We start from the raw sequence: 13,782 nt of genomic DNA, 5'->3' as shown, positions 1-13,782 counted from the left end.
CTGGAACTATGCTTAAAAAACTAAAACTTGAAAACATACTTTTTCTAGATATAGAAACCGTTCCAGAATATGAAAAATTTGAAGAATTAAGTAAAGAAAAGCAACAACTCTGGGAAGACAAATCTAAATACCAACGAAAAGAAGATTTTACTCCTGCAGAATTTTACAATCGTGCAGGCATTTGGGCAGAATTTGGCAAAATAGTATGTATTTCTGTAGGTTATTTTACTTTTAAAAATCAGCAAAGAACTTTTAGAACAACTACTTTTCAGGGAGAAGAACAAAAACTACTAATTGAATTTAAAAACCTGCTGGGTACTTATTTTAACAAACCTGCTCACCTTTTATGTGCACATAATGGTAAAGAGTTTGATTTTCCTTACATAGCTAGAAGAATGTTAATTCACGGTATTGCATTGCCAGAAAAATTAAATCTTTTTGGTAAAAAACCTTGGGAAGTACCTCATCTAGACACTTTAGAAATGTGGAAGTTTGGCGATTATAAAAACTTTACTTCTTTAAAATTACTTACTCATATTTTAGGAATCCCTTCGCCTAAAGAAGATATAGATGGCTCTCAAGTACGAGATGCTTTTTACGTAGAAAAAAGTATTAAAAGAATTGTCTCTTATTGTGAAAGAGATGTAGTGGCAATTGCACAAATTATTTTAAAATTTAGACAAGAAGAACTTTTACAAAAACCTGAAATAGTTTCCGTTTAGCATTTATATCTATGAAAACCCCTTCCTTTTTAAAACCGAAAGATAAAATTGCTATTGTAGCAACCGCAAGAAAAGCTACCTTAAAAGATTTACAAGAAGCACTTCAACATATAAAAAATTGGGATTTAGAACCTATAATTGGCACTAGCATTGGTCTAGAAGATCATCAATTTGCAGGAACAGATGCAGAACGTGCTAAAGACCTTCAGCAACAATTAGACGATCCAGAAATTAAAGCTATTTGGTGTGCAAAAGGCGGTTATGGTACCGTTAGAATTTTAGATTTACTCGATTTTACAAAATTTAAAGAAAATCCGAAATGGATTATTGGCTATAGTGATGTTACCGCTTTACACTCTCACATACATAATCTTAATATTGTTACACTTCACGCTCAAATGTGCATAGGCGTAGAAACTAAAACAGAAGTAAGTCGTGAGACATTACGAAAAGCTCTCTTTGGAGAAACTATTCAATATAAATTTCCATTTTCAAACTACAATAAAACAGGTGCTGCAAAAGGCGAAATTGTTGGTGGTAATTTATCGGTACTTTTTTCTCTCTGCGGAAGTAATTCTGCTATAAATACAGACGGGAAAATTTTATTTATCGAAGATTTAGATGAATACTTGTACCATATAGATCGAATGATGCAAAACCTAAAACGCAACGGTATGTTAGAAAATCTTGCCGGTTTAGTAATTGGTGGGATGAGTGATATGAATGATAATACGATACCGTTTGGCAAAACAGCAGAAGAGATTATTTATGAAACTGTAGAAGCATATAATTACCCAGTAGCATTTAATTTTCCGGCAGGACATATAGAAAATAACCAAGCCATTATACTCGGTAAAAAAGTTAATCTTGAAGTAACAGAAAGCACCTCTACCTTAGCGTATCTAAAATAATAGACTATGGCTCAACATAACGAACTTGGTAAAAAAGGAGAACAACTAGCCGTTGATTTTTTGCAACAGAAAGGTTATACCATTTTAGAACGCAATTACAGATTTCAAAAAGCAGAAGTAGACATTATTGCACAGCATCTTGGGGTAGTTTGCGCTATAGAGGTAAAAACTAGAAGTACGCCAGAGTTTGGCAATCCGCAAGAGTTTGTAAAACCAAAACAAATTCAGCAACTAGTAAAAGCAATGGACTTTTATATTACAAAAAATGATCTGGATGTAGAACTACGTTTTGATATTGTGGCGATTATCAAAAATAAACTCGGCACTCGTATAGAACATTTAGAGGATGCATTTCTATATTTTTAATAATAGTTTTGATTATCATTTGATTTTTTATATTTACAACCGTATTAAACTAACCCATTTATTTGATGAAAAAATTATTTTCTACTAGCTTACTTTTATTAAGTTTTATAACCACAATTGCTCAAATTAAATTTGAGCCAGGTTATGTTATAATTAATAATAAAAAAATTAGTTGTCTAATTGAAAACAAAAATTGGCAATACTCTCCAGAAACTATCAAATACAAATTTTCTGAAAATGGAAACGTTATTACAGGTAACTTAAATACTATTCAGGGTTTTGGAGATAATGAAAAAACTTTTAAATATATAAAAGCAAGTGTTGATATTGATTTAAATTCTAATGAGATTAATAATTTAAGTGTTGAAAGAAGAGCTATATTACAAAATAAAGTTCTTTTTTTAAATACTTTAATAGAAGGTCAAATAAGTTTATATCAATACCAAAATGATAATTTAGTTTATTTTTATTATCAAGAAAATAAAAGTTCTAATTTCATCCCACTTATTTACAAGAAATTCATATCGTCTGCTTCTCAATCAAATGGGGTTAAAGAAAATAACCGTTATAAAAATGATTTAGCTAACGTTCTTAAATGTGATGGTTTATCTGAATCTGATTTTACAAAATTAGATTATAATAAAGAAGATTTAATAACTATTTTTGAAGATTACCATGAGTGTAAATACGAAAATTACAATACCTATGAAACAAACAAAGATGAAGAGGGAAATCTTAAAAATGTTTTCAATTTTACTTTTAAAGTAGGAGCAAGTAGTCACAATATAGACCATCAAGATGTATATAGAGCTGTAGAAACCATTTCCTTTAATTCAACAAATAGTTATTCTTTTGGTCTCGAATTTGAAATTATTTTTCCGTATAATGGAGGCAAATGGTCTGTATTTGTAGAAAGTCTTTATCAAAACTTAGATAATGAAACTCTTTATGAAGATTTTAGCCATGAATATTCTGGAGATTATAGAAGATTTGAAGTTAACAATAAATATCTTCAAAATTCACTTGGAGTTAGACGTCGTTTTTTTATCTCTAATGACTTTTCTGTATTCGTTAATGGCTTATTTTCTTTTAATGCCAACTTAGGAAACTCTTTATTAACTGCTTATAATGATGATAACAATGAAGAACTTTATAGATATAATCTTTCTAACGATAGTAGCTTTGGTATTGGTGGAGGAGTTAATTATAAAAATTTTAGAGCAGAAGTAAGACTTAATAGCAAAATTGATTTCCTAAATAATGAAATTAGTGGTACTAGTTTAAAACAAGCTACCACGAGTTTTATTTTAGGCTATACCCTGTTTTAATTATATAATATGTTCCATTTAAAATCTTCTTAATAAAAATTGAAAAGATTTTAAATGGAACATATTAATTACACTAATTATAAACTTTATCTAAATTCATTTTTTTTTACCATTACCTAGCCTCTTCTTTTTTCTTTCTAAAATCTAACGGAGCTAAAGCGTGAAGTGCTTTTTCTATAGAATTAATTTTCTCAAACGTTAACAACAGTCTTAAACCGTTTCTTGTTTTCTTCTCTTTCATTTTACAAGCTCCAGGATGTGACTGTACATATTGTAAAACTTTTGTGAAGTTTGCAGTTTGGTAAAAACTTGATTGCTGATCTGATATAAAGTAACCAACAAATTTATTCTGTTTTAAGATAATACGCTCTAAACCTATTTTTGAAGCGATCCACTTTATTCTAACGCTATTTAAAAGATCTACCGCTGGTATTGGCAACTCTCCAAAACGATCTATTAATTCTTTTTCAAATACCCCTAATTCCTCTTCATTTTTAAGCTCATTAAGCTTTGTGTATAAGTTTAAACGCTCTGTTATGTTATTGATGTAATCATCTGGGAAAAGTATCTCAAAATCTGTATCAATCTGCGTATCTTTTACAAAATCTCTATCTTCTATATTATTTTCTTCTGCATAAAGGTCTTTAAACTCATTTTCTTTTAGCTCTTCAATAGCTTCGGCTAAAATTTTCTGGTAGGTATCAAAACCAATTTCATTTATAAATCCGCTTTGCTCACCTCCTAATAAATCTCCTGCTCCACGAATTTCTAAATCTTTCATAGCAATATTAAAACCACTTCCTAAATCTGAAAATTGCTCTAAAGCTGTCATTCGTTTACGGGCTTCATCTGTCATAGCAGAATAAGGCGGAGTAATAAAATAACAGAATGCTTTTTTGTTACTTCTTCCTACACGTCCACGCATTTGGTGCAAATCAGACAGTCCAAAATTATTAGCGTTATTAATAAAAATGGTATTGGCATTGGTAACATCTAAACCACTTTCGATTATCGTTGTAGAAACTAGCACATCAAATTCACCATCAATAAAACTTAGCATTAGTTTCTCTAACTTTTTACCTTCCATTTGCCCGTGACCTATACCTACTTTGGCATCTGGCACTAGTCGCTGAATCATTCCTGCTACTTCTTTGATATTTTCTATTCTATTATGAATAAAAAATACTTGCCCTCCACGCTGTATTTCATACAAAACAGCATCTCTAATATTTTCTTCTGAAAAACGAATTACATTAGACTCAATTGGGTAACGGTTTGGTGGCGGAGTGGTGATGGTAGATAAATCTCTTGCCGCCATTAAACTAAACTGAAGCGTACGCGGTATTGGTGTCGCGGTTAGGGTTAGCGTATCTACGTTTTCTTTAATCGTTTTTAGCTTATCTTTTACCGCTACTCCAAATTTCTGTTCTTCATCTACAATTAACAGTCCTAAATCTTTAAATTTTACGGTTTTACTAGCCAATTGGTGCGTACCAATAATAATATCTACTCTTCCATTTTCTAAATCTGCTAAAGTTTCTCTACGCTCTTTAGCGGTTCTAAACCTATTTAAATAATCTACCGTTACTGGCAAATCTTTTAAACGTTCAGAAAAAGTTTGGTGATGCTGAAAAGCCAAAATAGTGGTTGGTACTAAAACAGCTACCTGTTTGCCATTATCTACCGCCTTAAATGCAGCTCTAATTGCGACTTCTGTTTTACCAAAACCTACATCACCACACACTAAACGATCCATTGGTCGTTCGTTTTCCATATCTTTTTTTACCGCCTCTGTCGCTGTACTTTGGTCTGGTGTATCTTCATAGATAAAAGAAGCCTCTAACTCATGTTGTAAATAAGAATCTGGCCCATAAGCAAAACCTTTTTGTAGTTTCCTTTTGGCGTATAATTCAATTAAATTATAGGCAATGTGCTTAACGCGCGCTTTGGTTTTCTTTTTTAAAGTTTTCCAAGCGTTGCTTCCTAACTTGTATATTTTTGGCTCTTTACCATCTTTACCGTTGTATTTAGATATTTTGTGTAAAGAGTGAATGCTGAGGTATAAAATATCTCTTTCGCCATAAATTAATTTAATGGCTTCTTGTTTTTTTCCTTCTACATCTATTTTTTGTAAACCTCCAAACTTACCAATACCGTGATCAATATGAGTAACATAATCTCCTACTTCTAGATTAGTAAGCTCTTTAATGGTAATAGCTTGCTTTTTGGCATATCCATTTTTTAAACTGAATTTATGGTAACGCTCAAATATTTGATGATCTGTGTAGCAAACATTTTTAGCTTGCTCATCTATAAAACCTTGAAACATGGATAATACCACGGTTTTATATTTTACTTCTTGATCTTGATCATTAAAAATATCATGAAAACGTTTTGCCTGCTGCTCACTTACACAAAAAATATAATTGGTATAGCCTTTTTCTTGATTAGAAATTAAGTTTTCTATTAACAAATCAAACTGCTTGTTAAAGGAAGGCTGTGGAGAAACAAAATAGACTATTTCTTTCTCTGGGCTAAGATATGCTTGATTACTTAACTCTATTACCGAGTAAGTTAATATCTGTTTTTTTATAAGCTCTGAAGTACAAAAAAGTTCTTTTGGCTCACTGTGTTTTATTTCTGCGGAAAGTTTTGAAAAAGCTTCTTCTGCTTTGCTAAATAATTTATCTAGTTGGGCAGTAAAAAGGTCTAGGTTTTTAATAAACAGTAACGTGTTATTGGCTACATATTTTAGAAAACTCTCTCTTACCTCATCTAGCTTTTTATTTTCTACATTAGGCATGATAGAAACCTTATTCACCTTATCTGTAGATAATTGTGTTTCTACATCAAAGCTTCTAATGCTATCTACCTCATCACCAAAAAACTCTATACGGTAAGGCTCATCGTTACTAAAAGAAAAAACATCTATAATCCCACCACGTACAGAAAACTCTCCTGGTTCTGTAACAAAATCTACTCGTTTAAATTTATATTCAAACAATACTTCGTTTACAAAATCTATAGAAAGGTTATCTCCTAATTTTATTTTTAGGGTACTTCTATCTAATTCTTTTCTTGTAACTACTTTTTCAAATAAAGCATCAGGGTAAGTTACTATTACAGCGGGCTTTTTACGAGAATTTATTCGGTTTAAAACCTCTGCGCGTAACAAAACATTGGCGTTGTCTGTTTCTTCTATTTGATAAGGTCTACGATAACTACCCGGATAAAACAACACATCTTTTTCACCAATGAGCTGCTCCAAATCATTAAGGTAATAAGCAGCTTCTTCTTTATCGTTTAAAATTAATAAAAAAGGGCGATCTGCATCTTTAAAAGCATTGGCTACCACAAATGAAAGGGAAGAACCAACAAGGCCTTTTACGTGTATTTTAGTATTATTTTCTGGAGAAACGGCAATAGTTTCTCTCAATTCCTGCTGCTGCGGGGATTGTGCAAAGCTCTGAACAATTGTAGATGTACTCATTAAGGCAAATATAATCGCTGTAATTAGTACCTACAATAGTGTTTTGTATTTTTAACTTTATGAAAACATTTGTGCATTACAGAAAAGCTTCATCTTTAGGCTCCCACAGTTCTATTTTATTTCCTTCAGGATCTAAAATCCAACCAAATTTACCGTAGCTATGTTCTTCTGGTTCTCCTACAATAGTTACTCCCTCTTCTTTTAAAGCAATTAGCAATTCGTCTAAATTTTCTACTCGAAAATTCATCATAAACTGTTTTTGAGAGGGCTCAAAATAATTGGTCTTTTCATCCATCGGGCTCCATTGCGTAGAGGCATCTTTCCCTTCTTTATCTTTCCACCAAAAAGTACAACCGTATTGGTCTGTATCTAAACCTAAGTGTTTGTTATACCATTGTTTTGCTGCATCTGGATTTTCTGACTTGAAGAAAAAACCACCTAAACCTGTTACTCTTTTTTTCATTATTTTTTCAAATTAGATTCGTAAATATCTATAAAATCTTCTGGAGTCATTTTTTTAGTGAGCTCTGCAATTAGCTCAAACGGAATAGTTTTTACATTTTTGAATCTAATACAGCTTTTACCCATATCTAACTTCGTTTTTACGTGTTTAGGATATTCTTCTTGAAACCATTGTAACAACTCTGGGTTTGCATAAATACCACTGTGGTAAAGTGCAATAAAATTTTTCTGGCAAGCAATACTCATAAAGGGTAACGGCAAAGATGGATCACAATGGTAACCCGCAGGGTAGATACTTTTGGGTATTACATAACCTACCATACCGTAACTTAAACACTCTTTAAAACCTGAAGGTAAATTCTCTACTATAGATTTTCTTAACTTAGCAAAAGCTCCACTTTTTTCTGTGGGTACATTTGCTAGATAATCTGCTACTGAGTCTGCTTGAATTTGCATAATTGTATAGTTTTTAAAAAAATTGACTAAGCCAACCTTCACAAATTTAGCAAAACTCTATTGGTTAAAGCGTTAATGTTTACTGGAAGTTAGCTTTAATTTTATCTACAATTACTTGTGCTAGTTTTCGTTTACTTTCTACTGTCCAACCGGCAACGTGCGGAGAAAGTAGCACATTTTCTGCTTTAATTAAGTATTGAAAAGCCTCTGGCATAGCATCTTTAGAAGAAAATAAGTTTTCAAAAGATGTTTTTTCATATTCTAACACGTCTAGACCTGCTCCTAAAATTTTTCCAGATTTTAAAGCTTCTACCAAATCTGTAGTAATTACACTTTGCCCTCTACCTGTATTAATAAACCAAAAATTATTTTTGAATGAATTGATAAACTCACGGTCTACCATATTTTGAGTTAAAGGTGTAAGCGGCGTGTGTAAACTAAGAACCTCTACTCTGTTTTTAAACTCTGCTAAACTTACTTGTTTTGCAAATTGATCTCCTACATTTTCTTTTATATCGTAGCACAAAACCTCAACATCAAAACCTTGTAGTTTTTTAGCAAATGATTTTCCCATATTACCATACCCAATAATCCCTACGGTTTTGCCTTCTAGTTCTACTCCACGATTTTCTTCTCTCAACCATTTGCCATTTCTCACCTCATGATCTGCTTTGTTGAGTTTATTAAAAAGGGAAAGTAACATACCCAAAGCGTGCTCTCCCACTGCATTTCTATTACCTTCTGGTGCAGAAAATAATTGAATACCTTGAGCAACGGCAAACTCTACGTCTATATTTTCTAAACCAGCACCCAGTCTACCAATAAATTTTAAGTTTTTTGCTGCGGAAAGAAAGTCTTTATTTAGCTTAAATCTACTTCTAATAATAATCCCATCATAGTTTGCTATTTTAGCTATTACTTCTTCTTTAGAAGAGGTGTAGTCTTCTTCATTTACAAAACCTAAATCTTGTAGTTGTTCTATAATTAACGGGTGGTTGATATCTAGATGAAGTACTTTCATTTTTAATATTGTTATTGAAGTTTTAGCATATTTTAAATTTCATTTGTCAAATCGAGCGGAGTCGAGATTGGGAAGACCTTTTCGACTCCGCTCAAGGTGAAATCAGAACTAACCTATTCTTTAAAAAAAGGTGCAGTAACTTCTGGAGTGATACGTGTGGGGCGAAAATTCTTTTTTTCTATATGACACCAAAGTGTTTTTGCTTGTGCTAAAATTTTATTGTCTTTTTTTCTAATAATTTCTACACGGCGTTCACTTTTTACACCTTCGTGTTTTTGTATCCAGGTCTTTAAAATTAATTGATCCCCTAAAAATGCTGGACTTTTATATTCTATATAATGGTTTAACACTACCCAACCTACTTTTTCTCTTAATTCTTCTGAGGTTTTTAAATTCCAATGTTTTTCTCCCACGTCTTGCACCCATTGTAAATATGCTACGTTATTTACGTGGTTAAGATCGTCTATGTGTTCTGGTTGAACTTCAATTTCATATTGAAATGGAATAGGGGTCATGCTTTAATTTTTTTTTTCAAATTTAGTTATTAAAAATGTGTGGGTGAAGTCTATCTCTTGTTTTTTGCGTGAGTGATAGTAACGGTATCCTTTTTTTGCTTGGATAAGTGGCAAAAAAAGATTTAGTGAATAGCACGGCCGGATACGGCACGCTATATATTAAAAACCTAGAATAATTTTGGCGATACTGAAGTAAATTAAAATACCGCAAATATCATTACTTGTGGTAATAAAAGGGCCTGTTGCCATAGCGGGATCTATGCCTTGTCTGTCTAAAATTATTGGTACAAATGTACCTATTAAAGACGCGGTTACTATTACAGAAATTAGAGAAATGGCTACAGTTAGACCAAAATCAAAGTCTAAATTGAGTAAAAATACACCACCCAGTACTAATAATACTGCTAATACAAACCCATTAAAGAGGCTTAGTAATACTTCTTTAAATAATCTATTTATGAGTGAACCTCGTAAACTACCGTTTGCTAGACCTTGCAGTACTATAGCTGAAGATTGTACCCCTACATTACCTGCCATGGCGGCAATTAATGGCACGAAGAAGAATAAGGCTCCGTGTTTTTCCATAGCGCCATCAAAGGTTTCTAGTACATTTACACTTATAAAACCACCTAACAATGCTAGTACCAACCAAGGTAAGCGTGCTCTGGTAAGTTGCCAAATGCTACTATCTGCCTCTACATCTTCAGATATACCGGCTGCCATTTGGTAATCTTTTTCGGCTTCGTCTTTTATAAAATCTAGTATATCATCTACGGTGATACGCCCTACCAGTTTTCCCATCTCATTAACTACAGGGATTGCTTCTAGGTCATACTTTTGCATAATTCTAGCTACTTCTTCTCCTTTAGTGTCTACGGTTACATAATCTACTTTGTCTATATAAACATCACTAATTTGAGAGGTACTTGGTGCGGTGATTAAATCTTTTAAAGAGAGTCTACCTTTTAATTTATTTCTGTTATCTACCACGTAGATAGAATGTACTCGTGTTACGTTTTCTGCTTGATCACGCATTTCACTCATACAGCCGGTAACGCTCCAGTTTTCATTTACCTTTACTAGCTCTTTTGCCATTAAACCTCCTGCAGAGTTTTCATCATAACGAAGAAGGTCTACAATATCATCTGCGTGTTGCTCATCTTCTATATTGGCAATTACTAACTCTTTAATTTCTGGAGAAAGCTCACCTACAATATCTGCAGCATCATCGGTGTCCATTTCTTCAATCTCTCCTGCTATTTCTTTAGCAGAAAGATTGTCTAAGATTTTCTCTCTATCTTCATCATCTAACTCTAAAAGAACCTCTGCTGTTTTGTCACTTTCTAGAAGTTTAATTACATAGGTAGCGTCGTTTAGATCTAGTTCTTCTAAAATTTCTGCAATATCTGCGTGGTGCATATCTTCTAACTGCACCAAAAGCTCTTTGTTGTTTTTACTTTCAACAAGAGCTTCTATTTTTTCTATAAACTCCCTACTAATCTGAAACTGCATCGTTTTGTATCTTTTGGGTAAGTTCTATAAATTGCTGAACAGATAATTGCTCAGGTCTTTGACCAAAGATATGATCTTCTCTTAATTCTGGACTAAGGTTAAATGTTTTTAAACTATTTCTTAACGTTTTTCTTCTTTGCTGGAAAGCTGTTTTTACCACTTTAAAAAATAGTTTTACCTCTACGGGTAGGTCTGTATTTTTTTTTCTGATAAGTCTTAACACCCCACTATCTACTTTTGGTGGCGGGTTAAACACCGTTGGCGGAACGGTAAAAAGGTACTCTGCCTCGTAAAATGCTTGAGTAAGTACAGAGAGTATGCCATAAGTTTTACTCCCTTCTTTTTCACAAATTCTTTGGGCTACTTCTTTTTGAAACATCCCTGTAAACTCTGGTACTAAATCTCTATTTTCTATTGCTTTAAAAACAATTTGTGTAGAAATATTGTACGGAAAGTTACCTGTAATAGCAAAAGGCTCACCGTTAAACATTTTTTCTAAATCTTGTTTTAGAAAATCTGCTTCTATAATTTTAAAATCTTTGGTAGGTACATTGGGGTGATCTAACGCAAAAGAAGTATTTAAGTACTCTATAGACTCTGTATCTAGATCTAAAGCAATTACTTTTTTACCTTTTTGCAAAATATACTTGGTAAGTACTCCTGTACCAGGGCCAATTTCTAGCACATTATTATACCCTTGTAAGGTTAATGTATCTCCTATATTTTTTGCGACGTTTTCATCTTTTAAAAAGTGTTGCCCCAAATGCTTTTTTGCCTTCACAGGAGATTGCGCTTCTGGTGGCTGTTTGTAATACTTTTTTTTATTTGAAAACGATTTTTTCATTGCTCTGTAATTACTTCTAATTCGGTTTTAAAAAAAACTACGTGGTCTTTAAACCTTTTAGACATTTCTCTTAAATTCTCTTCATCTTCTTGGTAGTACTTCTCTAGTACTTCTTTACTTTCTGCTTTGTATTGTACAGAGTAAGTAACCCCACCCATTGGCTCTTCTACGAGTACTTTTGTCATTAAAGCATTGGTAAATTTGCCGGTTGCTAACATTTGTGGGATGTGCTTATTTTTCATCCAAGAAAGCCACTCTACATGAATAGCTTCATTCACATTAATGGTTACATTATATATAATCATGAATCAGGTTTTAAGGTAATGCAAAAATTGCATTATTCTATTTGATCTCCACGAAGTATTCGGTATTTTTTTCTTGCTTCTACAAAGAAAATACTATCTGAGAAGTTAAATATAATTTGTTCGTAATTTTCTTTGGCTTTTTCTGGTAAGTTTAGTTGGTTATTATACAATTCTGCCAAATAGAAATAAGCATCGTCTGCTAAAATATCTTGACCGTAAAATTGTATAATTTGCTGATAGCTTTCTTTAGCAAGCTGAAACTGTTTTTCTTTTTCAAATAATTTTGCTTTTCTAAAAAGCGCTTCATCTTCTATCTTCTCTCCTTTGTGGTTATGTAAAATACTATCTAAAACCACAAGTGCCTTTTTGTTTTTATGCTGAAAAGTATACAAATCTGCTTTTGCAAATAATTTTAAAGCTGTTTGCGTTGAGTCTTCTAAAGAATTATCTGAAATAAGTAGGTTTAACTGCAGCGCATCATTTGCGATTAACTGGCTAGTCGCTTTTTTAAGTACTTTTAATTGAGTTTGCGCCCATTTAAAATCACCCTTATAATAACTAGTTTTTGCTACTTTAAATGTAGACTCTTGTGCTAATTGGTTGTTTTGCACTAAATTTTGTACTTGGCTATAGTATATTAATGCCTGATTAAATTTCTCTTCGTAAACTAAAACATCTGCTAAAACCATTTTTGTTCTTGCCTCTTCAAACTTATTAAGTGGCAATTCTAAAGCTTTGTATAATGTATTTTTTGCTTCTTCGTTATCTTCTAAATTGAAAGCCAAAAATTTTGCATACTGCAATTGTAAAGCTAAACTGTTTTTTTGTAAACCATAATTAGCAAACACTTCTTGAAAACGTTGGTAGAGATCTTGCTTTTCTTTTTCTGAGGCAATCTGTGCTATCTCTATTTCAAAAAGTAACTCATAGGCGTTGAGCTTTTGTTGCTCTGATGTAGCCTCTTCTATGGTATAGTTTAAAATTTCTTTTGCAGTATCTATATTTCCGTTTTCATTAGCTATACTAGCTAGCTCTATTATTTTTCTTAGATTTTGTTGTGGTGAACGTTGGTATATAGCCTTTTCTTGAATAAAAGCTTTTTTATAATCTTTTTGCTGTGTGAATAACCAACTCAACATTTGGTTATAAAACAAATCTGGATTTTGCTGAATCTTCTTTAACAGTAATTTTCTTAGAATTTGATTTGCTTCATTTTGAGCATCTTCTTTAATAAATGCAGAGAAATTTCTATTAACTGCGTAAAAATATTCTGGCTTCTCTTTAATTAAATCTAAGTAGGTGCTAAACATTTCTTCTAGCTTACCTTGTGAACCATATACACTTGCCAACTGTACAATTATATTAGGACTTTGCTGCTTCTCTAATGCTTTTTTATAGGCTAACTCTGCCTCATCTAATAGGTTATATTTTTGAAATGCATTACCTACAGAGTAAATATAGTTAGGTACTCTTTCTACCTCTTTTATAGCTAATTGGTAATATTCTTTTGCTTTTTCTTGTTCGTTTTGCAGTTGGTAATTATTACCTATTTCTACAAATAGATTAGGATACACTTTTGTTTTAGCCGAAAAATCTAACAAATATTTTTCTGCTTCTTCATACTCTTGAAGTTGCTGTAAACTAGTAACTACCCCCATTAAATAAGAATAACTACCACTAGTTTTTTTAAATAGTTGTTGGTAAACGGTTTTAGATTTTTCGTACTCGCCTTGCTCAAAATAATTTTGAGCCAATTGCACAGACTGTCCAAAACTTAGTTTTGAAAAAAAGAATACTAGTATTATGGTAATAAAAAAACGCATTTGGCTAAGATAGCAAAATGCGTTTTT

13 protein-coding genes are annotated in these 13,782 nt (G+C 32.2%); 4 read left to right on the top strand and 9 right to left on the bottom strand.

Annotated features, from left to right (window positions below; translation table 11 throughout):
• Positions 1–8 precede the first annotated feature (8 nt).
• The 4 genes from BUC03_RS08470 to BUC03_RS08455 all read left to right on the top strand — a co-directional run bounded on the left by BUC03_RS08470 (position 9) and on the right by BUC03_RS08455 (position 3,327).
• A complete protein-coding gene (locus BUC03_RS08470) occupies positions 9–722 on the top strand; it encodes a 3'-5' exonuclease (protein ID WP_073150368.1) in 714 nt (237 codons plus the stop codon).
• A gap of 11 nt (positions 723–733) precedes the next feature.
• On the top strand, positions 734–1,633 hold the full coding sequence (locus BUC03_RS08465; protein WP_073150366.1) for a S66 peptidase family protein: 900 nt from the start codon (positions 734–736) through the stop codon (positions 1,631–1,633).
• A gap of 6 nt (positions 1,634–1,639) precedes the next feature.
• The gene (locus BUC03_RS08460; RefSeq protein WP_073150363.1) at positions 1,640–1,999 is read left to right on the top strand and encodes a YraN family protein; all 360 of its coding nucleotides are present in this window, start codon (positions 1,640–1,642) and stop codon (positions 1,997–1,999) included.
• 65 nt (positions 2,000–2,064) lie between these two features.
• Positions 2,065–3,327, top strand: coding sequence for a porin family protein (locus tag BUC03_RS08455; protein ID WP_073150360.1), 1,263 nt, complete (start codon positions 2,065–2,067; stop codon positions 3,325–3,327).
• Between the two features lie 112 nt (positions 3,328–3,439).
• On the opposite strand, the gene mfd is transcribed toward BUC03_RS08455, so the two are convergent.
• The 9 genes from mfd to BUC03_RS08410 form a co-directional block, all read right to left on the bottom strand.
• Positions 3,440–6,817 (bottom strand): transcription-repair coupling factor, encoded by a 3,378-nt coding sequence (mfd, locus tag BUC03_RS08450; RefSeq protein ID WP_073150357.1) that lies wholly within the window; start codon positions 6,815–6,817, stop codon positions 3,440–3,442.
• Positions 6,818–6,893: 76 nt separating this feature from the next.
• Positions 6,894–7,280 carry a VOC family protein gene (locus BUC03_RS08445; RefSeq protein WP_073150354.1) on the bottom strand — a complete coding sequence of 129 codons (387 nt, stop codon included), beginning with the start codon at positions 7,278–7,280 and terminating at the stop codon, positions 6,894–6,896.
• Entirely contained in the window at positions 7,280–7,735 is a 456-nt protein-coding gene (locus BUC03_RS08440) for a DUF1801 domain-containing protein (RefSeq protein WP_073150351.1), read from the bottom strand. The genes BUC03_RS08445 and BUC03_RS08440 overlap by 1 nt, the downstream gene beginning before the upstream one ends.
• A 79-nt stretch (positions 7,736–7,814) precedes the next feature.
• Complete coding sequence (locus BUC03_RS08435; protein WP_073150349.1) at positions 7,815–8,756, bottom strand: 2-hydroxyacid dehydrogenase; 942 nt, start codon at positions 8,754–8,756, stop codon at positions 7,815–7,817.
• A 113-nt stretch (positions 8,757–8,869) separates the two neighbouring features.
• Positions 8,870–9,271 (bottom strand): acyl-CoA thioesterase, encoded by a 402-nt coding sequence (locus BUC03_RS08430; RefSeq protein ID WP_073150346.1) that lies wholly within the window; start codon positions 9,269–9,271, stop codon positions 8,870–8,872.
• A 159-nt stretch (positions 9,272–9,430) separates the two neighbouring features.
• Positions 9,431–10,783, bottom strand: a complete 1,353-nt coding sequence (gene mgtE / locus BUC03_RS08425; protein WP_073150343.1) for a magnesium transporter — start codon at positions 10,781–10,783, stop codon at positions 9,431–9,433.
• Positions 10,767–11,627 carry a 16S rRNA (adenine(1518)-N(6)/adenine(1519)-N(6))-dimethyltransferase RsmA gene (rsmA, locus tag BUC03_RS08420; RefSeq protein ID WP_073150340.1) on the bottom strand — a complete coding sequence of 287 codons (861 nt, stop codon included), beginning with the start codon at positions 11,625–11,627 and terminating at the stop codon, positions 10,767–10,769. Before rsmA ends, mgtE begins: the two co-directional genes overlap by 17 nt.
• On the bottom strand, positions 11,624–11,932 hold the full coding sequence (locus BUC03_RS08415; protein ID WP_073150337.1) for a DUF4286 family protein: 309 nt from the start codon (positions 11,930–11,932) through the stop codon (positions 11,624–11,626). Before BUC03_RS08415 ends, rsmA begins: the two co-directional genes overlap by 4 nt.
• 32 nt (positions 11,933–11,964) lie before the next feature.
• Positions 11,965–13,755, bottom strand: coding sequence for a tetratricopeptide repeat protein (locus BUC03_RS08410; protein WP_073150335.1), 1,791 nt, complete (start codon positions 13,753–13,755; stop codon positions 11,965–11,967).
• Positions 13,756–13,782: the final 27 nt, after the last annotated feature.

The sequence above is a fragment of the Mesonia phycicola genome (assembly GCF_900141885.1).
Taxonomy (GTDB): domain Bacteria; phylum Bacteroidota; class Bacteroidia; order Flavobacteriales; family Flavobacteriaceae; genus Mesonia; species Mesonia phycicola.
This window is presented reverse-complemented; position numbering and strand designations above follow the sequence as displayed.